This is a genomic window from Latilactobacillus parafuchuensis (genome assembly GCF_055271665.1).
The window spans coordinates 281,833-306,084 of sequence record NZ_CM143875.1 but is presented as its reverse complement, the minus strand read 5'-3'; the positions used below and the strand labels follow the sequence as shown (position 1 = coordinate 306,084).

Annotated in this window: 22 protein-coding genes; 21 read left to right on the top strand and 1 reads right to left on the bottom strand. The window is 42.7% G+C overall.

Annotated elements, in window-relative coordinates:
* The first annotated feature begins 67 nt into the window (after window positions 1–67).
* The 5 genes from ACVPPQ_RS01710 (at window position 68) to ACVPPQ_RS01690 (ending at window position 6,091) form a co-directional block, all read left to right on the top strand.
* Window positions 68–1,000, top strand: a complete 933-nt coding sequence (locus ACVPPQ_RS01710) for a RodZ domain-containing protein (RefSeq protein WP_463495320.1) — start codon at window positions 68–70, stop codon at window positions 998–1,000.
* 27 nt (window positions 1,001–1,027) lie between these two features.
* Entirely contained in the window at window positions 1,028–1,612 is a 585-nt protein-coding gene (gene pgsA / locus ACVPPQ_RS01705; protein ID WP_254680241.1) for a CDP-diacylglycerol--glycerol-3-phosphate 3-phosphatidyltransferase, read from the top strand.
* A 349-nt stretch (window positions 1,613–1,961) separates the two neighbouring features.
* Complete coding sequence (gene recA / locus ACVPPQ_RS01700; RefSeq protein ID WP_463495317.1) at window positions 1,962–2,999, top strand: recombinase RecA; 1,038 nt, start codon at window positions 1,962–1,964, stop codon at window positions 2,997–2,999.
* A gap of 284 nt (window positions 3,000–3,283) precedes the next feature.
* Window positions 3,284–4,846 (top strand): ribonuclease Y, encoded by a 1,563-nt coding sequence (rny, locus tag ACVPPQ_RS01695; RefSeq protein WP_025084002.1) that lies wholly within the window; start codon window positions 3,284–3,286, stop codon window positions 4,844–4,846.
* A gap of 150 nt (window positions 4,847–4,996) precedes the next feature.
* The gene (locus ACVPPQ_RS01690) at window positions 4,997–6,091 is read left to right on the top strand and encodes a glycosyltransferase family 4 protein (RefSeq protein ID WP_025084003.1); all 1,095 of its coding nucleotides are present in this window, start codon (window positions 4,997–4,999) and stop codon (window positions 6,089–6,091) included.
* 17 nt (window positions 6,092–6,108) lie between these two features.
* On the opposite strand, the gene ACVPPQ_RS01685 is transcribed toward ACVPPQ_RS01690, so the two are convergent.
* Window positions 6,109–6,768 carry a YigZ family protein gene (locus tag ACVPPQ_RS01685; RefSeq protein ID WP_463495314.1) on the bottom strand — a complete coding sequence of 220 codons (660 nt, stop codon included), beginning with the start codon at window positions 6,766–6,768 and terminating at the stop codon, window positions 6,109–6,111.
* A gap of 57 nt (window positions 6,769–6,825) precedes the next feature.
* Between ACVPPQ_RS01685 and ACVPPQ_RS01680 the strand changes: the two genes are divergently transcribed.
* The 16 genes from ACVPPQ_RS01680 to phoU all read left to right on the top strand — a co-directional run bounded on the left by ACVPPQ_RS01680 (window position 6,826) and on the right by phoU (window position 24,030).
* Entirely contained in the window at window positions 6,826–8,160 is a 1,335-nt protein-coding gene (locus tag ACVPPQ_RS01680) for a DEAD/DEAH box helicase (protein WP_463495312.1), read from the top strand.
* Window positions 8,148–8,831 (top strand): ComF family protein, encoded by a 684-nt coding sequence (locus ACVPPQ_RS01675; protein WP_463495310.1) that lies wholly within the window; start codon window positions 8,148–8,150, stop codon window positions 8,829–8,831. The genes ACVPPQ_RS01680 and ACVPPQ_RS01675 overlap by 13 nt, the downstream gene beginning before the upstream one ends.
* A 125-nt stretch (window positions 8,832–8,956) precedes the next feature.
* On the top strand, window positions 8,957–9,502 hold the full coding sequence (gene hpf / locus ACVPPQ_RS01670) for a ribosome hibernation-promoting factor, HPF/YfiA family (RefSeq protein ID WP_463495308.1): 546 nt from the start codon (window positions 8,957–8,959) through the stop codon (window positions 9,500–9,502).
* A gap of 233 nt (window positions 9,503–9,735) precedes the next feature.
* The gene (gene secA, locus ACVPPQ_RS01665) at window positions 9,736–12,099 is read left to right on the top strand and encodes a preprotein translocase subunit SecA (protein ID WP_463495306.1); all 2,364 of its coding nucleotides are present in this window, start codon (window positions 9,736–9,738) and stop codon (window positions 12,097–12,099) included.
* A gap of 75 nt (window positions 12,100–12,174) precedes the next feature.
* Window positions 12,175–13,291 (top strand): peptide chain release factor 2 gene (gene prfB, locus ACVPPQ_RS01660; RefSeq protein ID WP_463495304.1). Its coding sequence is split into 2 segments (ribosomal slippage): window positions 12,175–12,246 and window positions 12,248–13,291, totalling 1,116 coding nucleotides; the frame shifts between segments, so codons are not numbered across the junction.
* A gap of 136 nt (window positions 13,292–13,427) precedes the next feature.
* Window positions 13,428–14,105 (top strand): cell division ATP-binding protein FtsE, encoded by a 678-nt coding sequence (gene ftsE / locus ACVPPQ_RS01655; RefSeq protein ID WP_463496315.1) that lies wholly within the window; start codon window positions 13,428–13,430, stop codon window positions 14,103–14,105.
* Window positions 14,095–14,982 (top strand): permease-like cell division protein FtsX, encoded by an 888-nt coding sequence (gene ftsX, locus ACVPPQ_RS01650; protein ID WP_025083390.1) that lies wholly within the window; start codon window positions 14,095–14,097, stop codon window positions 14,980–14,982. The genes ftsE and ftsX overlap by 11 nt, the downstream gene beginning before the upstream one ends.
* A gap of 458 nt (window positions 14,983–15,440) precedes the next feature.
* Complete coding sequence (locus ACVPPQ_RS01645) at window positions 15,441–16,577, top strand: PDZ domain-containing protein (RefSeq protein ID WP_463495301.1); 1,137 nt, start codon at window positions 15,441–15,443, stop codon at window positions 16,575–16,577.
* A gap of 20 nt (window positions 16,578–16,597) precedes the next feature.
* On the top strand, window positions 16,598–17,305 hold the full coding sequence (locus tag ACVPPQ_RS01640; protein WP_025083392.1) for a response regulator transcription factor: 708 nt from the start codon (window positions 16,598–16,600) through the stop codon (window positions 17,303–17,305).
* Window positions 17,298–18,962, top strand: coding sequence for a two-component system histidine kinase PnpS (gene pnpS / locus ACVPPQ_RS01635; protein WP_463495299.1), 1,665 nt, complete (start codon window positions 17,298–17,300; stop codon window positions 18,960–18,962). Before ACVPPQ_RS01640 ends, pnpS begins: the two co-directional genes overlap by 8 nt.
* Before the next feature lie 96 nt (window positions 18,963–19,058).
* Complete coding sequence (locus ACVPPQ_RS01630) at window positions 19,059–19,919, top strand: phosphate ABC transporter substrate-binding protein PstS family protein (protein WP_463495297.1); 861 nt, start codon at window positions 19,059–19,061, stop codon at window positions 19,917–19,919.
* A 10-nt stretch (window positions 19,920–19,929) separates the two neighbouring features.
* Window positions 19,930–20,853, top strand: a complete 924-nt coding sequence (gene pstC, locus ACVPPQ_RS01625; RefSeq protein ID WP_463495295.1) for a phosphate ABC transporter permease subunit PstC — start codon at window positions 19,930–19,932, stop codon at window positions 20,851–20,853.
* Window positions 20,853–21,737 (top strand): phosphate ABC transporter permease PstA, encoded by an 885-nt coding sequence (gene pstA, locus ACVPPQ_RS01620; protein WP_463495293.1) that lies wholly within the window; start codon window positions 20,853–20,855, stop codon window positions 21,735–21,737. The genes pstC and pstA overlap by 1 nt, the downstream gene beginning before the upstream one ends.
* 9 nt (window positions 21,738–21,746) lie before the next feature.
* Window positions 21,747–22,556, top strand: coding sequence for a phosphate ABC transporter ATP-binding protein PstB (gene pstB / locus ACVPPQ_RS01615; RefSeq protein ID WP_025083396.1), 810 nt, complete (start codon window positions 21,747–21,749; stop codon window positions 22,554–22,556).
* Between the two features lie 20 nt (window positions 22,557–22,576).
* Window positions 22,577–23,335, top strand: coding sequence for a phosphate ABC transporter ATP-binding protein PstB (gene pstB / locus ACVPPQ_RS01610; RefSeq protein ID WP_463495291.1), 759 nt, complete (start codon window positions 22,577–22,579; stop codon window positions 23,333–23,335).
* A 17-nt stretch (window positions 23,336–23,352) separates the two neighbouring features.
* Window positions 23,353–24,030, top strand: a complete 678-nt coding sequence (gene phoU / locus ACVPPQ_RS01605; protein WP_463495289.1) for a phosphate signaling complex protein PhoU — start codon at window positions 23,353–23,355, stop codon at window positions 24,028–24,030.
* Window positions 24,031–24,252 lie beyond the last annotated feature (222 nt).

Sequence of the window (24,252 nt, the reverse complement as noted above, 5' to 3'; positions counted from 1 at the left end):
ATTGCCGATAGGGGCAATATGCTATAATATTGAATAATGATAATGGGATAATAGTGGGTGGATTAATATGAATGAAATTGGTCAAAAATTACGTGAAGCACGAATTGAAAAAGGTTATACGCTGGATGATTTACAACAAATTACTAAGATTCAAAAGCGTTATTTAATCGCGATTGAAGAGGGTAATTTTGATGCCTTACCTGGCAGCTTTTACGTGCGTGCGTTTATCAAACAATACGCCCAAACGGTTGGCCTTGATAGCGAAGCTTTATTAGCGGAATATCAAGATACCTTACCCAATACAAAACCAGAAGAATACGTTGAAAAATCAGTTGAAAATCAAACACGTTTAACGCGTGAGACGACTGATTCCAAATGGTCGAAATGGCGTAATATGGTGCCACAAATTTCGATTGTCGCAGTTGTGATTGTGATTATCGGGATTGTTTATGGGATTGCTTTGAGCCACCGGGGGACGGATAAACAACCACTAAATGAATCGAGTTCTTCAGTAACTGTTTCAGGTGATAAGGCTGATACAAAGGCTCAAGATAGCAGCAGCTCAACTTCAACCGCTAAGAATGATAGCAGCAAGAAAGCAGCGAGTGAAAGTACAAAAGCGAAAAAGGCGAGTGAAAAAGCGGCTAAAAAAGCAAAATCACAAAAATTATCCGCTTCAATGACTAGTATTAGTGGTTCGCAACAAGCCTTTACCGTTAAAAATTTACCTAATAAAGCCAACACATTAACGTTCTCTGCCGAAAATTCAGCAGCTTGGGTCAGTTTAACGGTTAATGGTTCAACAATTTGGCAAGGATCAGTTGCGGTTGGCGCAAGTCAATCAACGGAATTACCAGCTGGAACGACCGCCTTTTCAATCCAAACTGGGAATGCACCTGCTACTAAGATGAAGATTAATGATACTGAAATTAATTTAAGTCCTAATAACGAAACCACTTTTGTACGGACGATTAGTTTTACAGCAACATTAGCGAAGTAGTAATTAACCTTTGGAGGTCTTTTTGTTATGAATTTACCGAATAAATTAACGATGTTCCGGATTATTTTAATTCCGGTTTTTACGATTATTTTAGCGTTTAACTTGCCAAGTAGTATGGTCTCAGTTGCGGGCACTGAGATTGCAGTTAGTTCAATCATTGCGACTGTTATTTTTATCATCGCCTCTTTGACCGATTTATTGGATGGTAAAATTGCGCGGTCACAGCATTTAGTGACTAACTTTGGGAAGTTTGCTGATCCATTAGCCGACAAACTATTGGTGATGACTGCGTTTATTTTCTTAGTGACGTTAGGCCAAGCACCCGCTTGGGTCGTTGCCATCATTATTTGGCGCGAATTAGCGGTCACTGGTTTACGGTTATTGTTGAGCCAAGGTGGCGAAGTGATGGCCGCAGCAATGCCTGGTAAAATCAAAACAACGACACAGATGTTAGCCATTATCTTGTTATTGCTAAACAACGTCTTCTTCGCCAATATCGGTTTGCCATTGGCGCAAATCATGTTATACGTCTGCCTATTCTTCACCATCTACTCAGGTGTTGATTATTTCTGGAAAAACAGAACAGTCTTCGCAGACTCATTCAAACAATAGAGCGCTAACTCAGCCGTTTAACTTCTGAGTATAGCCTAAAAACGGGAATTATGACGGATTTTTGTCATGATTCCCGTTTTGTAGCTAGACGGAAGAAGTTGGCTGAGAAGCGCGTTTCAGCCTAACGCATTAATCAAAATAGCGAATTATGACGGTCTTTAGTCATGGTTCGCTATTTGATTTCGGCAATAATTTGAAGTAGCTCAAAAAAATAAGTGTCGGTTGGGTATCTTAATATGAGCGGGAAAATAATTGAGAACGTTTGTTCGATTTGTGCTTGCAATTTGACGCTTAAGTCTGTAAACTAAAGAGGTAATGAAATGAACTCTTTTAAGGAGGGTCACTTAAATTGACTAAAGATGATCGACAAGCAGCCTTGGATGCTGCGTTAAAAAAGATTGAAAAGAATTTCGGTAAAGGTTCCATTATGCGGATGGGCGAAAAGGTTGATACTCAAATTTCAACCGTTTCTTCTGGTTCATTAGCATTGGATGAAGCACTCGGGGTAGGTGGTTATCCACGAGGCCGAATTGTTGAAATTTACGGCCCTGAAAGTTCAGGTAAAACGACGGTTGCCTTACACGCAGTCGCTGAAGTTCAAAGACAAGGTGGCACGGCCGCTTATATCGATGCTGAAAATGCGATGGATCCTAAATACGCAACAGCATTGGGCGTTAATATTGATGAATTACTCTTATCACAACCGGATACGGGTGAACAAGGGTTAGAAATTGCCGACGCATTAGTCTCAAGTGGGGCTGTTGATATTTTAGTGGTCGATTCAGTGGCCGCTTTAGTACCACGGGCTGAAATTGAAGGCGAAATGGGTGATGCCCATGTCGGTTTGCAAGCCCGTTTAATGTCACAAGCGCTACGTAAACTATCAGGGACGATTAATAAGACCAAAACAATTGCGTTATTTATTAATCAAATCCGTGAAAAAGTCGGCGTCATGTTTGGTAACCCCGAAATCACACCAGGTGGACGTGCGTTGAAGTTTTATTCAACCGTTCGACTAGAAGTGCGGCGTGCTGAAACGATTAAAAACGGCACCGAAATGATCGGGAACCGGGCTCGGATTAAGGTTGTTAAGAACAAGGTGGCCCCACCATTTAAGGTTGCTGAAGTTGATATTATGTACGGTCACGGGATTTCACAAACTGGTGAAATTGTCGACATGGCTGCTGAAAAGGACATTATCGATAAGAGTGGTTCTTGGTATTCTTACGGTGAAGAACGGATTGGTCAAGGGCGTGAAAACGCGAAGAAATATTTGACGGATCATCCAGAAATTCAAGACGAAATTCGCCTGAAAGTCCGTGCAGCCTACGGTATGCCGGATGAAGATGTCCCTGAAGTCAAAGATGAAACAAAACTTGATGTCTAAAGAGCAGTTAGATTAATTCTGAATTCAACAGGATTGCCAGCAACGCCCGTTTTTGGGATAAGCTGGCTTTTTTTGTTGAAATCGGTTAGTGATTTATTTAATTAATAGGATAAAGTGGGTCGCTTTAAATGAGAAAGCGGTTTTAAAGCTGATAGTTTAAGTTGACAGGCGGTTTACGAAACTATAAAATAACTATGTGTTGATAAACTAAAACATAATAACATCCTTAAAAATTTGCAGCTAACACTGCAATTCAAAATTTTTGATGATGCGGAGGTGAGAAAATGATCTTAGGTATTTCATTAATCCTCGCAGTCATCATGTTAATCGTTGGTTTACTGGTTGGTTCCGTTCTGCAAAAGAAGGCATACAAACGTGAAATTGATGGTTCAAATAAGACTGCCACAGGAATAATTGAAGCAGCCGAAAAAGAAGCGGCAACGCGGAAGAAAGAAATTCTTTTAGAAGCGAAGGACGAAAATCATCGCTACCGTTCAGAAATTGAAGCTGAATTGAAAGATCGGCGTGGTGAAGTCCAAAAACAAGAAAATCGTTTGATGCAAAGAGAAGAAACGATGGATCGCAAAGATGTAACGTTAGATAAAAAAGAACGTTCATTGGAACAACGCGAAAGTCGATTGGCTAATCAGACCCAACAATTAACTGAAAAGCAAGCAGAAATCTCAGCTTTAATCGAGCAACAACAAGCAAAACTGCAAGAGATCGCAGAACTTTCTCATGATGACGCGCAAAAGATTATTCTAGATGATACGAAACAAGATTTAGAACATGAAAGAGCCGTCTTAATTAAGGAAAGTGAAGAGTCCGCTAAGCGCAATGCTGACCGAACAGCGAAAACGTTAGTAGCAGAAGCGATTCAACGGAGTGCGGCCGATATGGTTACCGAGACAACGGTCACGGTTGTGACGTTGCCAAATGACGATATGAAGGGTCGGATTATTGGGCGTGAAGGTCGGAATATCCGGACGCTTGAAACGTTGACTGGGATTGATTTAATTATTGATGATACCCCTGAAGCGGTTGTTTTAAGTGGCTTTGATCCAATCAGACGTGAAATTGCACGGATGACCTTGGAAAAATTAATTCAAGATGGTCGGATTCATCCGGCACGAATTGAAGAGATGGTTGATAAGTCACGTAAAGAGATGGATGAACAAATTCGTCAAATCGGGGAACAAGCTATTTTTGATGTTGGGATTCATACGATGCACCCTGACCTGATTAAGGTCTTAGGTCGTTTACATTTCAGAACAAGTTATGGTCAAAATGTCTTGAACCATTCGATTGAAGTCGCTAAGTTAACGGGTATTTTAGCGGCCGAATTAGGCGAAGATGTGACGCTTGCTAAGCGAGCAGGTTTATTACATGATATTGGTAAGGCGTTGGATCATGAAGTTGATGGTTCCCACGTTGAAATCGGGGTTGAATTAGCAACCCGCTACAAAGAACCAGCAACGGTAATCAATGCCATTGGGTCCCATCATGGTGATATTGAAGCTACTTCAATTATCTCCGTCTTGGTTGCGGCCGCTGATGCGATTTCAGCTGCTCGACCAGGTGCACGTTCAGAATCACTTGAAAATTATATTCATCGTCTAGAAAAACTAGAAAGCATTACCAATAGTTTTGACGGCGTTGATCATAGTTTTGCGATTCAAGCGGGCCGAGAAGTGCGTGTGATTGTCAAACCAGAACAAGTCACTGACGATCAGGCAACGGTCTTAGCACGGGACGTTAAGAATCAAATTGAAAATCAACTTGAATATCCAGGACATATTAAAGTCACGGTTATTCGTGAAACGCGTACAATTGAATACGCCAAATAATCGTTAAAACACTAACTGATTCTGTTGAATTCGGTTAGTGTTTTTCTTTGGTTTTATTTAAGCTACGAAGTCTGTATTGTGTTTGCGCCGTTTGATTTGTATAATATAGAGAATGTTAGTTAGAGAAAGTGGGCAATTTGAATGATGACCATGTTTAAAATTATAGTGGGGTTATTTGCAACGATGTTAGTGTCAGCTGCCATCACACCACTAGTCCGTCGGTTAGCGTTTGTTTTAGGAGCTGTTGATAAGCCCAACGCACGCCGGGTCAATAAAAAAGCCATGCCATCAATGGGCGGGTTAGCCATTTTTATCGCCTTTACCTTTGGGACCTTCGTCCTATTGCGTGGTCAATTTCCAACGCATGAATTATTCAGTCTTTTTTTGGCGGAATGCGTGATTATCATTACCGGGATGATTGATGATATTAAAGAATTAAGTCCTAAGCAAAAAATGCTCGGGATTTTAATTGCGGCGTTAGTCGTTTATTTCTTAGCCGGGATTCGAATGAATATTTTAACGATTCCGTTAGTCGGGACGTTTGAACTTGGTTGGCTCAGTTTTCCAATCACCGTCTTTTGGATTTTGGCGATTACCAACGCAGTCAATCTGATTGATGGTCTTGATGGGTTAGCCACGGGCGTTTCAATCATCGCGTTGTTTACGATGGGCGTCATTGCGTATTTCTTCTTAGCGATTACCAACGTCAGCGTTTCAATCATGATTTTCTGTTTGGCAGCGGCTTTAATCGGGTTTCTACCACACAATTTCCACCCCGCTAAAATCTTTTTGGGCGATACTGGCGCGTTGTTTATCGGGTTCATGATCGCCGTCTTATCCCTTAAAGGGTTAAAAAATGTAACGTTTGTGACCTTATTAATTCCAGTGATTATCTTAGGGGTGCCGATTACGGATACCGTCTATGCGATGTTACGGCGAATTTTAAATAAAAAACCAATCTCACAAGCCGATAAACACCATTTGCATCACCGGTTGATGCAACTCGGTTTGTCACATCGACAAACCGTCTTAGTGATTTATGGTTTGGCGTTAGTTTTCTCATTGATTTCGTTACTCTACCCATTATCAACATTGTGGGGGAGCGTCGCTTTGACGGTCGCCGTCTTGTTCGGCTTAGAGCTGTTCGTGGAATCAATCGGGTTAGTCGGCGATAACCGCCAGCCACTACTGCATTTGTTAAAACGGTTATTAAAACCTAAAAAAGACTCACAAAAAAAGGAGTAGCCACGGCTACTCCTTTTTTATTTGGTTAACGCATGTAGGTCTTGAGGACTGATTGGGACTTCGTTAAACTGTTCCGGTCCTTCAACGAATGTCAGGCGGCCGTTCAATTGTTCCGTAATCGCGACTTTAAACCAATCGAGTTTAGTCGTATCGAGCCAAACAGTCAATTGAATATCGGCTGCGTACTGAATATCAGTGGCGTTTAACTGGACTTGCGCCAACCAATTTTGTAAGGCGTCAAATTGGGAATAGTCGAGTGTGACGAGACAGGCGGTCTGAGCAACACCTTGAACGAGGCCGATTTCGGTTAAGGCGCTTGACGTAGCGTGACTGTATGCCCGGATTAACCCACCAGTCCCGAGTTTAATGCCGCCGAAGTAACGGGTCACCACCACAACTAAGTTGGTCAACTGCATTTGGCGTAAGACCTCAAGCATTGGGACACCGGCAGTGCCACTGGGTTCGCCGTCATCGCTTTGTTTTTGGATAGGTGGTTGTTGACCGAGTTGATAGGCAAAACAGTTGTGGTTAGCCTTAGGGTGGCTTTTACGAACTTGTTCAATAAAAGCTTGCGCGCTATTTTCGTCAGTTACGCGAGCAACTTGGCAAATGAACCGCGATTTTTTAACGATTAATTCAAATTGGCCGTCCGTTTTGACGGTAAAATAAGTTTCCATAGGACACCTCGAGAGAATTCAATTTAAAGTGGTAGTTGTTAATTGAGGGGGGATTAGATGACGAGTCAACCAACCGGCGTCGGTCGTCAATGGGCAGAACAGTTGCTGTCCCAGATTAAAGCTGATTATAGTTTACCACAACTCAAACACCGACCAGCGTTTGAGAACCGTAACGGGGTGCTAGTCTGCCAACGGTGTCAACAGGTGGCGACGGCGCAATTACCAGATGGTCGCCATTATTGCCGGCAATGTTTGGTTTTCGGCCGTTTGGTCGAAGGCGATCAGCTTTTTTACGTACCCGCGCAAGCAGTGACGCTAAATGGGGCTAAAACGGCGAAGTTAACTTGGACGGGGCAGCTAACCGACTTACAAACCGAAGCGGCTCAACAGATTTGTGACGTGATTCAAACTCAGCAAACTCACGTTTTAACGGCTGTCACGGGGGCCGGGAAGACGGAAATGCTGTTTCAGGGAATTGCATTAGCAATGCAAAATGGGCAACGGGTGTGCATTGCTGCGCCTCGGATTGATGTGTGTTTAGAGCTGTATCCACGGATTCAAGCGGCCTTTGAACACCAGACCATCATGTTATTGTATGGTGGCCAACCGGCGCCTTACCAGGATTCAGCTTTGGTGATTTGTACGACGCATCAGTTGTTAAACTTTTATCAGGCCTTCGATGTGTTGATTGTCGATGAGGTTGACGCGTTCCCGTTTCAGGATAATCCGGTCTTAGCGGCTGGGGTTAAACAAGCGGTTAGGCCACAATCAGCCTTGATTTATTTAACCGCGACACCCACTAAAGCAATTCAACAGGCCGTCCAAGCGGGAGCGATGACGACTAGCGAATTACCATTGCGCTATCACGGCTATTTACTGCCGGAACCGAATTGTCGACCGTTACGCGGTTGGCGTCAGCAACTGAGTCGACAGCGGTTACCGAAACGGTTTTTGCAAGATTGTCGAAGGTGTTTAGCACAGCAGCGGTTATTGATATTTGTGCCACGAGTGGCTGATTTACAACCGGTTCAACAAGTACTGACCGCGTGGTTACCAGACGTCGCGCTGTTGACCGTCCACGCCCAAGACCCCGACCGACTTGCGAAAGTAGCCGCATTTCGGGCAGAATCGGTTCAAGTGTTGATTACAACGACGATCATGGAACGCGGGGTCACCTTTCAAAACGTGGGAGTCTTAGTGTTAGGCGCGGATCATCGTATTTTTAAAACGGCGACGCTGGTTCAGATTGCGGGGCGGGCTGGTCGGCAAAAAGCGCATCCCGATAACCCAGTCTATTTTTATTATCAAGATTACACGTTAGCGATTCAGCGCGCTTGTCGGCAAATTCGACGCCAAAATCAAAAAGGACGGCGATTACAATGCGGTGTTTAATGTGTCAACAACCGATTATTCAAGTGCCGAGCTTATGGTCGTTAATTGGTGTTCAACGCTGTTATCCACCATTTATTTGTGAAACTTGTTTGCGGACTTTCGAGCGGATTGGGCCACAACGTTGTCAGGGGTGTGGTCGCTCCCTGATTAAGTCGAGGGTCTGTCCAGATTGTCAGAAGTGGCAAGCGTTGTATCCCCAGCAAACGTTTCAAAATCAGGCTTTATTTACTTATAACGAGGCGATGCGGTTGTATTTTCAACGCTATAAAGGCCAAGGCGATTATCAACTCCGGTACTTGTTGCAAAGTGAGATTCAAAACCAGTGGCCGGTGCAAGCTAATACTTGGTACGTACCGATACCGACAGCGCGTGCCCATTATGAACAACGCGGGTTTGATCCGGTGTTGGGGTTGTATCAAGATTGTTTTCCGTTGACGCCTCTATTGACTAAACGACCAACGCAACAGGGACAATCACAAAAAACACGCGCCGAGCGGTTAGCGAGCCCCCAGTTCTTTGATTATCAAGCGACTACTGAATGCCAATTACCACGTGAGATTGTGCTATTAGACGATATCTACACGACGGGCCGGACGCTTTGGCACGCCCAACAATGTTTACGGGCTCATTTTCTTAAGATTCCAATAAAATCAATCACATTAGCACGTTAGAAACCGTTTTATTTGTTTGTCTGCCGGATATTATATATAATGAGTTTAGTAACAAAAGCCTTGGCCATTTTTAACAGTCGAGGACAAGTATCCACAGTGGATATTTGTGAAAGGGGAGAAGTCATATGCTAAGTTTTAATGTTCGTGGAGAAAATATCGAGGTTACAGAAGCCATTCGTAATTATGTTGAGAAGAAAATCAGTAAACTTGAGAAATATTTCGACAAGTCGGCCACTGCAACTGCCCATGTTAATTTGAAAGTCTACCCAGATAAAACCGCTAAGGTCGAAGTCACCATTCCATTACCTTATCTCGTACTAAGAGCTGAAGAAACCTCATCAGATATGTACGGTAGTATTGATCTTGTGACTGATAAACTAGAACGTCAGATTCGTAAATTTAAAACTAAGATTAACCGTAAATCACGTGAACGGGGCATTAAAGATATCGAACTAATTGTATCAGCTGAAGAAGCATTACCAGAAGATTCAATGCAAGTGGTTCGGACAAAACGTCTCTCATTGAAACCAATGGACAGTGAGGAAGCGATATTACAAATGAATATGTTAGGCCATCAATTCTTTATCTTTGAAGATTCAGAAACCAACGGAACAAGCATTGTTTATAAGCGTCAAGATGGACGCTATGGTTTGATTGAAACTGACGAATAATTAATTTATTCGTAAACGTTTGGACATGATTATTGTCCAAACGTTTTTTTTTAGCTTAATTAAAAATAAACAACAATATTAACTATTAATCGAAGGGTTGGCCATTTGTGGCTCTGACGGGGTTTTATTTGATTGTAATAAATGTTAGAATGAATTGTTAAGAACCACGATTAGCACCATAATTTAGATTAAAAAATGACTGATTAAGATTTCTAGAGGAGAATTATAAATCGATGGCAAACTTTCTAAAAACATGGGTAGAAAGCGATAAACGCGAAGTTACCCGCATGGGCAAAATTGCCGATAAGGTACAACAATACGAAGATGAATACAGCAATTTATCAGATGAAGCATTGCAAGCAAAAACACCTGAACTTAAAACCAGAGTTGCTAATGGCGAAACCTTAGATGATCTTTTACCAGAGGCTTTTGCGGTCGCTCGTGAAGGTGCTAAGCGTGTCTTGGGCTTATTCCCATTCCGCGTTCAAATTATTGGTGGGATTACGTTACACGAAGGTAATATCGCCGAAATGAAAACCGGTGAAGGGAAAACCTTGACGGCTACAATGCCCGTTTATTTAAACGCATTGGCTGGTAAAGGGGTTCACGTTGTCACGGTCAATGAATACTTATCAAGTCGTGATGCGACTGAAATGGGTGAATTATATAATTGGCTCGGTTTATCAGTTGGCTTAAACTTAAATGCTAAAACCGCTGAAGAAAAACGGGATGCTTATAATTCCGATATTACGTATTCAACCAATAGTGAACTCGGGTTTGATTATTTACGGGATAACATGGTGGTTTACAAAGAAGAAATGGTACAACGTCCCTTAAACTTTGCAATCGTCGATGAAGTCGATTCAATTTTAATTGATGAAGCGCGGACACCATTGATTATTTCGGGACAAGCTGAAAAATCAACTGCACTTTACGTGCGCGCTGATCGTTTCGTCAAGACCTTAAAAGAAGAGACCGATTATAAGATTGATTGGCCAACTAAAACAATCAGTTTAACTGAAGAGGGTATCGGAAAAGCTGAAGAAAACTTTGGCTTAGATAACTTATACGATACTGAAAACACGGCGTTAACGCATCATTTGGACGAATCATTACGGGCCAACTTCATCATGTTGAAAGACATTGATTACGTAGTCCAAGACGGTGAAGTCTTAATCGTCGATCAATTTACGGGTCGGGTCATGGATGGCCGTCGTTATTCAGATGGGTTACATCAAGCAATCGAAGCCAAAGAAGGCGTTGAGATTCAAGATGAAACTAAAACCATGGCCAATATTACCTACCAAAATTATTTCAGAATGTACAATAAACTTTCTGGGATGACTGGGACGGCTAAGACCGAAGAAGAAGAATTCCGCGAAATTTACAACATGGAAGTTATCTCAATTCCAACCAATAAACCAATTGCGCGTTTGGATAAACCGGATGTGTTGTACCCAACACTTGAAAGTAAGTTCAATGCGGTCGTTGAAGACATTAAAGAACGTTACACTAAAGGCCAACCAATCTTGGTCGGGACAGTGGCCGTTGAATCGTCAGAATTATTGTCACGCTTATTGGATGAAAATAACGTACCCCATGCTGTCTTGAATGCGAAAAACCATTTTAAAGAAGCCGAAATTATTATGAATGCCGGTCAACGCGGTGCCGTAACGATTGCCACCAATATGGCCGGTCGTGGGACCGATATTAAATTAGGACCTGGCGTTGTTGAATTAGGCGGCCTTTCTGTCATTGGGACTGAACGTCATGAATCACGCCGGATTGATAATCAATTACGGGGTCGTTCAGGTCGTCAAGGGGACCAAGGGGTGACGCAATTCTACATGTCACTTGAAGATGATTTGATGAAACGTTTTGGTTCAGAACGTATTAAAGCATTCTTGGACCGGATGAAGATTTCAGATGACGATGCCGTCATCCAAAGTAGTATGATTACCCGTCAAGTCGAAGCCGCTCAAAAACGGGTCGAAGGGAATAACTACGATACCCGGAAACAAACCTTGCAATATGATGATGTGATGCGTGAACAACGTGAAGTCATCTATAAACAACGGATGCAAGTCATCATGGCTGAAGAAGATTTGAAATCAGTCATTATGCCAATGATTTCACGGACCGTTAAACGAATCGTGCAATTACACACCCAAGGTGAAATGGCGGATTGGAAATTAGAAGCCATCCATGATTTTGCAACAACTTCGATGGTGAGTGAAGAACAATTACCATTAGAAAAATTACAAGGCAAAGATGCCGCAGAAATTGAATCATTATTGATGGACTTTGCTGAAAAGAATTACGCCACGAAACAAAAACAATTGTCTGATACGGATCAGATGCTAGAATTTGAAAAAGTGGTTATTTTACGAGTAGTTGATGAACGCTGGACCGATCATATCGATGCCATGGATCAATTACGCAATTCAATCGGTTTACGGGGCTACGGTCAAATGAACCCATTGGTTGAATATCAAGAAGAAGGCTACAGAATGTTTGAAGAGATGATCAGTAGTATCGATTATGATACGACACGTCTATTCATGAAGGCTGAAATTCGCCAAAATATTCGTCGCTAATTTAGAAAATGGCCGGGGTAGTTCGTTATCTGGGCCATTTTTTAATGGCATTAAATCGTGAAGGGGTCTTATCAAATGGAATTAAGTGTCGCTAAACACCAACTAGAAAATATTGAACAAAAAATTACGCATTTTAGGGGGTCGCTTTGACTTAGAAGGCCTGCAAGAAAGCATTGCGCAAAATGAAGCGCAAATGGCTGAACCTGACTTCTGGAATCACCAAAAAGCAGCCCAAGTCGTAATTGACCAAAATAACGCGTTAAAGGCGCAATACGATTCATTTAATCAATTAAAAGCGCAATACGAGGACCTCAGTGTGGCCTTAGAGTTGTTGCAAGAAGAACCGGATGCAGAGATGCAAGTTAGTTTTGAAGCCGATCTCGCAGCGCTTAACGCGCAGATGCAACAGTATGAACTTGGCCAATTATTGTCGGGCGAATATGATGGCAATAATGCGATTGTCGAACTGCATCCGGGTGCTGGTGGCACGGAATCCCAAGATTGGGGGGCCATGTTGTTACGGATGTATTTGCGGTGGGCCGATTCACACGGCTTTTCGGTCGAAACGGAAGATTACCAAGCCGGTGAAGAAGCCGGTATTAAGAGTGTCACGTTGATGATTAAAGGCCATAACGCATACGGCTTGTTACGTTCCGAAAAAGGCGTACACCGTCTAGTCCGAATCTCACCATTTGATTCAGCAGGTCGCCGTCACACCTCATTTTGTTCAGTTGACGTGATGCCTGAATTAGATGGCTCAATTGATATTGAAGTCCGGACCGAAGATTTACGGGTCGACGTTTTTCGTTCAAGTGGTGCTGGTGGTCAACATATTAATAAGACCTCTTCAGCTGTCCGCTTGACCCATTTACCAACTGGGATTGTGGTCAGTTCACAAGCACAACGCTCACAACTCCAAAATCGCGAAACGGCGATGGGCATGTTGAAAGCTAAACTATATCAACGCGAACAAGAAGAACAAGCGAAAAAAGCGGCCGCGATTAAGGGTGAACAACTCGAAATTGGTTGGGGTTCACAGATTCGTTCGTACGTCTTCCATCCCTATACAATGGTCAAAGATCATCGCACCAATTACGAAACGGGTAATGGTCAAGCGGTGATGGACGGTGATTTAGATCCATTTATGGATGCTTATTTACAATGGCAACTCAGCCAACGTAATCCCGATTAGTTGCAAAGGAATTGACATGTAATTGTAATCAAATTGTGATTATTCGGTTATTAAGCATGCTATAATATAATAGATTGTGATTTCCACAGTAGAAATTAATTGACAAATATTAAAGGAGTGTCCCCCAGTGATTCAAATGACGCATGTGTCAAAGAAATACGCAAACGGTGTGACGGCGATTAAAGATCTATCAGTAACCATTGAACCCGGCGAATTTACTTACATTGTCGGCCCAAGTGGTGCGGGTAAATCAACATTCATTAAGATGCTGTACCATCAGTTAAGAGCAACTAGCGGTGAAATTAGTGTCGCCGGTTTCGATTTGATTGCTATGAAGGATCGTGATGTTCCCTATCTTCGTCGGAAGATGGGTGTCGTTTTCCAAGATTTTAAATTGTTACCACGTTTAACGGTTTTTGAAAATGTTGCTTACGCCATGGAAGTAATTGAAGTGGAACCTCAAGAAATTAAAGAACGGGTTTTAGAAGTGCTTGAAATGGTCGGCCTGAAGGGTGAAATTCGGCGTTTTCCGAATGAATTATCCGGTGGTGAACAACAACGGGTGGCCGTTGCGCGCGCAATCGTCAATCGGCCAGAAGTCTTGATTGCCGATGAACCAACCGGTAATTTAGATCCCGAAACATCTGAAGGTATTATGGATATCTTAGAAGCCATCAACAAAAAAGGGACTATTGTCTTAATGGCAACCCATAATAAACAAATGGTCAATGAACGGACGCATCGGGTGCTTGCAATCGAAGATGGTCGTTTAGTTCGTGATGAAAAAGAAGGTGAATATGGCTATGAAGACTAGAACAATTAAGCGCCATTTAGATGATAGTTTTAAAAGTTTAAGACGAAATGGTTGGATGTCAGTTGCCGCAGTTAGTGCGGTCACGGTCACATTATTATTGGTCGGGATTTTCTTTGCCATGATTTTCAACTTCAATAAAATTTCTAAAGATATTGAAAATGACGTTCACGTGCGGGTCATGATTGAACGTGGTACGACGACGAAACAAAAAGATCAATTGCAAAAGAAACTTGAAAAGATGGCTTCCGTCAAAGACGTGACCTATTCAAGTCGTAAAAAAGAATTAAACAAAGTGGTTGGCAGCTACGGTCAATCGTTCAAGATGTTCACCGGTGACGACAATCCGTTGTACGATGTCTACACGGTTAGCACGACTAAACCAACACAAACAATTAAAGTCGCTAAGAAAGCGAAACAGTTAAAACACGTTTACGATGCGACGTATGGTGGCAATAACGCGAAGAAACTCTTTAGCGTCATGTCTGGTGTTCGTCGTTGGGGGATTGGATTTACAATTCTCTTATTGTTTGTCGCAGTCTTCTTAATTTCCAATACGATTCGGATCACGATTTTGTCACGACGTGATGAAATTGGAATCATGCGCTTGGTTGGGGCAACTAACAGCTATATTCGCTGGCCTTTCCTTTTGGAAGGGGCTTGGACTGGTTTATTAGGGGTCGTTATTCCGATTCTAGTGGTCGATATTGGTTACGGTTGGGTTTACCGGCATATGGCGATTAGCATGGCTTCAGCCGGCTATTCGTTGTTGAAACCAGGGATGTTCCTATTCGAACTTGATTTGACGATGGCTGTGATTGGGATTGTGATTGGGGCCTTAGGTTCTGTCATCTCAATGCGTCGATTCCTTAAAATATAAGTGCTGACTGAGCTGGTCAGCTTCTGAGTATAGCCTAAAATCAGGGATTATGACGATTTCAGTCATGATTCATGATTTGTAGCTAGACGGAAGAAGCTAACTCAGAAGCACGTTAAAGAAGAAGTGTGTTGAGTTGCGGTAGCAACTGAGCATTAACAGAAAATCCCCCAATTATCTTGATTTTAAGATAGTTGGGGGATTTTAGGTTAAGCGGAAGTTGTTGCAACTCAAAAGCACGTTAGCAAGTGGAAAAAGGTGGCTATCCCGAAAAACTCAGGATAGCCACCTTTTTTGATTTGAACAGCAATTGATGTCTTTATTGCGCGTGTCGAAGAAGACTATTTCTTTTTAATCCGAAGATTTCAGCGAGCACTAGGCAGTTAAGGGGGCAAAATGCTATACTAATGAAGAATAGCAACTTAAATGGCACCAAATGACCGGTTGGAGGTTTAGAGGGTATGGAGACACTAAGTGAAATTGGATGGGTATTACTCACATCGCCGTTGTTATGGTTGACGATTATCATGGCGATTGGCTTGGCCCACTATCGGGTGCGTGCTGAACGACGTGTATTCAGAATGGCGATTAATCCGCGGTGGTCGGAAGTCCGTTATTTCGTAGGGCACGGCTTGCTAGCGGGATTAGGGATTAGCTGTATCACGCTGTTATTGGGAGTGACGGTTAATCTAGACTGGTGGTTAGTTTATCAAATTATCGCCATTCTAGCCTTGCTGGGCATTGGTCATCGCTTGAACGCCACGACAATTTTATTGGTGAGTGCGGTGGTTTATTGGGGGTTGCCACTGGTTTGGCCCCAATACCAATCAGACGATACCAACCAACTATTAGCCGAATTATTAATCGTGATTGGATTAGTCGCTTTTGCTACCGGTTGGTTACAACAAAAAGACGCCGGCAAATTGACGACCCCCAACGTGATTGAGAGTCAACGGGGTCGACTGACGGCGATTTTTACCAGTCGGCAAGTTTATTTAGCCCCCGTCTTCTTTCTCGTCCCAGGGACCTTAAATTTACCAGATTGGACTTTCTGGCCGGTTTTACATATTGGACAAACGACTTATAGTATTGTGATTTTGCCGTTATTATTGGGCTTTTCGTTTAAAGCGGTCCAAGTCTTAATGTCTGTTTTAGTCCAACGTTCGGTTAAACGCCAAATCCAATTGGGCGTGCTGAGTCTCACACTAGGCCTAATCAGTGTCGTCGTACCGCAGTTTGCAATCTGGGCCGTCATGATTGCATTGTTAGGTAGTTTTGTTTTACAATGGCGTTTAGGTAAACTAAAACCAGGCGAAAAACGGTTATATTTCACCAAACCGTATCAAGGCGTTCGGGTTTTAGGGGTTCAAACAGCAACCCCCGCTGCTAAAATGCAATTGACGGTTGGTGATGTGATTGTTGAATGTAATGGGTTACCGGTTTCAAATAACGAAAATTTTTATCAAGCAATTCAAAGTCAACCAACCTATTGTCATTTGAAGGTTCAAGACTTGCAAGGTGAGTACCGAATTACGGAGAGTGCGGTCTTTGCAGATGCGCCACACGAATTAGGTGTTATTTTATTCCCAGAGAATTAAGTAGATAAAGGGTGGACTTGATGAAAAATATTTTAGTCGTAGATGATGAACCGGCAATCTTGACGTTATTAAGATATAATTTGGAACAGGAGCATTTTAAGGTGATGACGGCAACCGACGGCGCAATGGCGCTTGAGATGGCGTTGCAACAACCGTTTGATTTCATTATTTTGGATTTAATGTTACCTAAATTAGACGGGATTGCCGTCACCAAAAAGATTCGGGAAGCTAAACTAGCGACCCCAATTATGATTTTGACGGCCAAAGACAGTGAAACGGACAAGATTGTTGGCCTAGAAATTGGTGCTGATGATTACGTCACTAAACCGTTTAGCCCCCGGGAAATTATCGCGCGGATTCGAGCGATTGAACGGCGGACGCAAACTACGGCGCAACCGACCGATGAACCGGTTGCGACTATTTTACAAGTCGGCACCTTAACGGTCGATGAAACTGAAGTGATTGCCAAAAAGAATAATCATAAATTACATTTAACCCCGAAAGAATTTGAATTATTGGCATATTTTATGCACCGGGTCAATAAGGTTCAAAGTCGGGAGAAGCTTTTAAATGCGGTTTGGGGGTTCGATTATCCAGCAGAAACGCGCATGGTCGATATTCAAGTCAGTCATTTACGTGAAAAAATAGAAGATGATCCGCGCCATCCCGGTTACTTAAAAACAGTCCGCGGTTTTGGTTATCAATTGGAGGATCCCAACCATGACTAAGCATGATCAAATCAGATTTTACAGAATAGCCACGATTTTAGTGGCTATTTACATAGCTTTAATGATGACGTTTAATTCGGTGGTCAAACGCCAACAGATGGCCACTCTAGCGGCACGAGGGGCGGATTATGCCCTGTTACATAAACAACCAAGGTTTCAGACTAAGAAATGGTTGGCTCAAAACCAGTTAGAAGTGGTGACGGAACAATCCGCACAAAAAACAAAACTGCAAAAAACTGCCAATGACATTTTAAATCGGGAGCGATCGACCGAGGATACCCAAATGGTTCAAAAAGTCAGTGGGCAATCTTACCTATTCTACCGGTATCAAACTAAAAAGACGGCCTTTGTCCTAGTGACCGCACAACACCGCTTTTGGCAGACTTGGCCCACTTTTTCGTTGACGCTGACGAGTTTGTATCTCATCATTTGCGGTTTAATCTTATTGAAGTTTTGGCAACATCGACGCCGATTTGCAACGCATTTGAAAATTCTGGTGGCCAATATTCACCATATTCGGCATGAGGAGTTACCAGAACCGATTATTTTCCAGCGAGACGCCTCGTTATATGTTTTAGCGGACGAGATTAATAAATTAAACGGTGATATGCGCCATATGCGCCAAAAAATTGCGATTCAACAGGGCAGTTTTGACCGGTTAATCGACCATCTGCCGGTTGGCGTCATGGTGATTAATGAAGCGCGGCAGGTCGTCTTACACAACGAAGCGATTGGCGAACTGCTAGAAACGCAGATTGAGGATCGGAAACACCCGTATATTGATGATATTAAAACGTATGAATTAACGCGGATGATTGAACATACTTTCAGACATCGGCGTAGCCATCATCAAGAAATCCAGTTGATTCAAAATCAGGAACGGTTTGTTGACGCGAATGTGGTCCAACTGAATACCGTTAAGTCTAAATTTCAAGCGTTGGTCATCCTGTACGATTTAACCGATATCCGGCGGGTCGAACAGATGCAACTCGATTTTGTCAGCAATGTGAGTCATGAATTGAAAACACCGGTGACCGCGATTACTGGTTTTGCGGAGACTTTGTTAGCGGGGGCCAAGGATGATCCAGCCACCTTACAACAATTTTTGCAGATTATTTATGACGAAAGTACGCGTCTAACGGCGTTGATTCAGGATATTTTAGCGTTGTCGCATTTAGATCAAAAAGAACAGATTAAGGCGCAACCGCTATTGATTAAACCAGTGATTGAACAAAACCTACTATTGCTCCAACAAAAGATTCAGAAAAAGGCGTTACACGTCTCGGTTGAAATACCGGCCGATTTACAAATTCGGATTCAGAAAATGAAATTTAACCAGATTATGAAGAATTTAATTGCGAACGGCATTACGTACAATAAACCAGCCGGTTCGCTCGTGATCACTGCTGAACAAAATGCCATGCAGCAAATTGAGATTCGGGTGGTCGATTCTGGTCAGGGGATTCCGAGTGATTTACAAGATCGAATCTTTGAACGCTTCTACCGAGTCGATCAAGCTCGTGCGACTCATAAGGGTGGGACCGGTCTAGGGTTAGCGATTGCCAAAGAACTAACGGAAAGTTTAGGCGGTCAGTTGACTGTTGAAAGCCAACTAGGCGTCGGTAGTGAATTTATTTTAACGTTACCCAATCAGTGATTTACACAAAATTTACATTGAGCGGTATTAGATTTTACAATCATTTTTTATAATAAAGATATCGATGTTTTAAATGGAATTCGTGGAGGATTTATGATGCGCAAACGTGGAGTCATTGGATTTTTAGTAGCTTGCAGTTTGATGCTACTGGCGGGATGCCAATCAAAGCAAAATGGCCAATCAGTTACGGCGGTTGGTTCATCAGCGTTGCAGCCTTTAATAGAAGCACTAGCTGAACAATATAGTGCGCAACACTCAGGTCAATTTATTAATGTCCAAGGCGGTGGTTCTGGGACTGGCTTGAGCCAGATTCAAGAAGGCGCCGTTCAAATGGGCAATTCAGATTTATTTGCAGAAGAAAAGGCCGGGATTAAGGCCGATCAATTAGTCGATCACAAAGTGGCGGTTGTGGGAATTACCCCCGTCGTCAATAAGCAATTAGGGGTTAAGAACCTAACGTTAACCCAACTTGCTCAAATCTTTAGCGGTGAAATTACCAACTGGAAACAAGTTGGCGGCCCTGATCAAGCGGTCGTGATTATTAACCGGGCACAGGGTAGTGGCACGCGGACGACGTTTGAACAATGGGTCATGAAAAAACGTAAAACTAAACCAGCTCAGGAACAAGATTCAACTGGGATGGTGCGCTCAATTGTGGCCAATACGCCAGGGGCAATCAGTTACTTAGCCTTTTCTTACGTGGATAAGACGGTCGCGACTCTTAAGTTAGACGGGGTGGCACCAACTGATGCCAACGTGGTTAAGAATGCTTGGCCAATTTGGTCGTACGAACACGTCTATACGAAGGGCCAACCCACTGGATTGACGAAGAAGTTCTTAGCATACGTCTTGTCGGATGAGGTTCAAAATAAACAAGTCGGTAAGATGGGTTATATTCCTGTTTCACAGATGCAAGTTGAACGGTCAGTGACTGGCACAATTACGAAGGTTAAGTAGGTGGTCGAAGATGGATCCAATTAAAGCAAGTTTATTAAAAAAATCAAGAGCGGCTAAGAGCGAAACACGCGGGAAACTATTGAGTTTATTTTGCATTAGCTTGATCGTCTTTATCGTATTAGCCATTTTCTATTTTGTGGCGTCTAAAGGGTTAGCAACGTTCTTTCATGACAAGGTCAACCTAGGCCGATTCTTAACCCAAAGTAGTTGGAATCCAAGTCTGAAAGATAGTCACGGTCGGCCAGAAGTTGGCGCATTACCCATGATTTTAGGTTCATTTGGGGTCACTTTCTTAGCGGCATTATTAGCGACACCGTTTGCAATCGGGGCCGGAATCTTCATGACTGAAATTTCACCTAAACGGGGCGAAAAAATCTTACAACCCGTCATGGAATTATTAGTCGGAATTCCATCCGTTGTTTACGGGTTTATTGGATTATCAGTGATTGTTCCTGCCGTCCGGACGGTTTTTGGGGGCAGTGGTTTTGGGATTTTAGCCGGAACCTGCGTCTTATTCGTGATGATTTTACCAACGGTCACGTCGATGACTGTCGATGCGCTCAAGAGCGTGCCACGTTATTATCGTGAAGCATCGTTGGCCTTAGGTGCAACGCGTTGGCAAACAACGTGGAAAGTCGTCTTACGTGCAGCGACACCTGGGATTTTAACCGGGGTTGTTTTCGGGATGGCGCGGGCCTTTGGTGAAGCGTTAGCGGTTCAAATGGTGATTGGGAATGCGGCCTTGTTACCGCACAACTTAATCACACCAGCCTCGACGTTAACCAGTGTCTTAACCATGGGTATTGGGAACACGGTTATGGGCTCGTTGGCCAATAACGCCTTATGGTCATTAGCCTTACTCTTGTTATTAATGTCACTTATGTTTAACTTACTGGTTCGTTTAATCGGTCGGAAGGGAGCAATTAATCGCTAATGGATGCTAAAAAATGGGATAAAATTGCAACGGGCGTATTGACGGCAATTGCCGGATTAATCGTCTTATTATTGGCTAGTCTACTCGGATACATCTTAGTTCGGGGCTTGCCACATGTGACCTGGGGCTTTTTGACCAAACCATCACAAACCTTTACCAAGGGCGGTGGGATTGGGATTCAACTCTTTAATTCATTTTATTTATTGCTCTTATCAATGATTATTTCAGTACCGTTATCAATTGGTGCCGGGATTTATTTAGCGGAATACGCACCTAAAAATTGGGTCACCAACGTGATTCGGACGGCGATTGAAGTATTGAGTTCATTGCCATCAGTCGTGGTTGGGTTATTCGGTTTCTTAGTCTTTGTCATCCAATTTAAATTTGGCTTTTCAATTTTAGCGGGAGCTTTAGTGTTGACGGTCTTCAATTTACCGTTATTAACTCGGAACGTCGAAGATGCCTTAAAATCAATTCATTTCACACAACGAGAAGCGGGTCTTGCTTTAGGGTTATCCCGTTACGAAACGGTGAAACACGTCATTATTCCAGAAGCTTTACCAAATATTATTACGGGGATGATTCTGGGCGCGGGTCGGGTTTTCGGTGAAGCCGCCGCTTTGATCTATACCGCTGGTCAAAGTGCCCCGGTTTTAGATTTTACGAACTGGAATCCGGCGAACATTTCGAGTCCACTGAATCCAATGCGACCAGCTGAAACCTTGGCGGTCCATATCTGGAAGATTAATTCAGAAGGGATTATGCCCGATGCTTCGGCCGTTTCAGCCGGCGCTTCAGCGGTCTTAATCATCGCAGTACTCCTTTTCAATTGGTTGGCGCGGGTGATTGGCAGACGTGTTTACCGTAAAATGACAGCAGCATAGGAGAAATAAATGGCAGATTATGATTTAACTAAAACACATATTAAACAATTTTCGGAAACGAAACACGAAATTGCGTTATCAACTGAAAATTTAAACGTCTACTATGGCGATAAACAGGCGATGTTTGACGCATCTTTACAATTCGAACGTTACCGGATTACAGCGTTAATCGGTGCTTCTGGTTCGGGTAAGTCGACTTACTTGCGTAGTTTGAACCGCATGAATGATAATATTGCTAACACGAGAGTGACCGGAAAGATTATGTATCGTGACGTGGATATCAATAGTGATGAAGTGGATGTCTATAAAATGCGCGAACATATCGGGATGGTTTTCCAACGCCCCAATCCGTTCGCTAAATCAATTTACGATAACATCACGTTTGCCCTCAAGCAACACGGTCAAAAAGATAAAAAGTATCTAGATGAAATCGTCGAAACATCTTTGAAACAAGCGGCATTATGGGATCAAGTTAAAGATTCATTGGGTAAAAGTGCCTTAGCATTATCCGGTGGGCAACAACAACGATTGTGTATTGCTCGCGCCATTGCGATGAAACCTGATATTCTATTAATGGATGAACCCGCATCCGCTTTAGATCCTATTTCAACGAATACCGTTGAAGAGACCTTAATTCGATTGAAAGAAAAATTTACAATCGTAATTGTCACGCATAATATGCAACAGGCGGCGCGGATTAGTGATTACACGGCCTTTTTCCATTCAGGACATGCGTTAGAATTTGATGAAACCCGTAAGATCTTTACGCGGCCCAAGATTAAAGCAGCAGAAGATTATGTTTCTGGTCATTTTGGTTAGAAACCAGGGAGGTTTACCTAGTGGTAAATAAGATTATTGAATCCTCAGATGTTCATCTTTTTTATGGTAAGAACGAGGCGCTTAAAGACATTAACATTGATTTTAATGAAAATGAAATCACGGCGTTAATTGGACCGTCTGGGTGTGGTAAATCAACTTACTTGCGGTGCTTAAATCGCATGAATGATTTGATTGATTCAGCAAAAGTGACCGGTAAATTTTTATTAAACGGTCAAGATATTTACGCACCAGAAATGGATACCGTTAAACTACGGAAGGACGTCGGCATGGTCTTTCAACAACCCAATCCCTTTCCGTTTTCAATCTATGACAACGTTGTGTACGGGTTACGCTTAGCCGGTGTTAAAGATCATCGCATCTTGGACGAAGCGGTTGAAAGTAGTTTGAAACAAGCCGCTGTTTGGGATGACGTGAAGGATAAGTTACACGAAAGTGCATTATCACTTTCAGGTGGCCAACAACAGCGGGTGTGTATCGCGCGCGTCTTGGCGGTTAAGCCCAAAGTGATCTTAATGGATGAACCCACTTCGGCGTTAGATCCAATTTCGAGTGCTAAAATTGAAAATATGTTGCTAGAATTGCGCCAACAGTATACCATTATAATGGTGACGCATAATATGCATCAGGCTTCCCGAATTTCGGATAAGACGGCTTTCTTTTTACAAGGGGAATTAATTGAATACGCCCCAACTAAAAAGATTTTTTTAAACCCATCCGAAAAACAAACGGAAGATTACATCAGTGGCCGATTCGGCTAAGAAAGAAGGGAAACATTATGAGAAGACTTTTTGAAGATGAATTAAATGATCTCCATGTCCGTTTTTCTGAAATGGGGATGATGGTCAACGAAGCCATCTATAAATCTGTTAAGGCGTTTATTAATCATGATAAGCAATTGGCCCGTGAGGTGATTGATGATGATTACAAGATTAATGAACGTGAAACGGATTTAGAACGTAAAAGTTTTGAGTTAATTGCTTTACAACAACCAGTCTCAACGGATTTACGGATTATTGTAACGATCATGAAAGCAAGTTCTGATTTGGAACGAATGGGCGATCACGCGGTATCCATCGCGAAATCAACCATCCGGGTCAAAGGCAATACGCGGGTCCCAGATATCGAAAAGGATATCGCGGACATGGCCGAAAAAGTGAAGACGATGGTTGAAGAAGTGTTGGACGCCTACGTTAAAGAAGACCGTAAACGGGCTTTAACGATTGCTAAAGAAGATATCGCCATTAATGCCTATTCAGACAATATTTATGACGATTGTATTCAAGAAATGCAACGTGATTCAGAAACGGTTGTCGGCAGTATGGATTACATGCTAGTCGCTAGTTATCTAGAACGAATTGGTGATTACGTGACGAACATCTGTGAATGGATTATTTACTTACGTACGGGTAAAGTGGTCGAATTAAATTCAAACGCTAAAGAAGACGACTTTTAGGAAGTGCTCACACAAGCGGTTTGACCTTGAGCATAACCTAAGAATTGCCCATATGATTTGAACTTTAATCGTATGGGTAATTTTGTAGTTAGGCGGAAAGGTCTGCTTGGGTTAGCACGTTATGATCGAAGTGCTAAACTCAGCCGATTAACTTCTGAGTATAGCCTAGAATTGTGAATTATGACTGGTTTTAGTCATGATTTGCGATTCGTAGCTAGACGG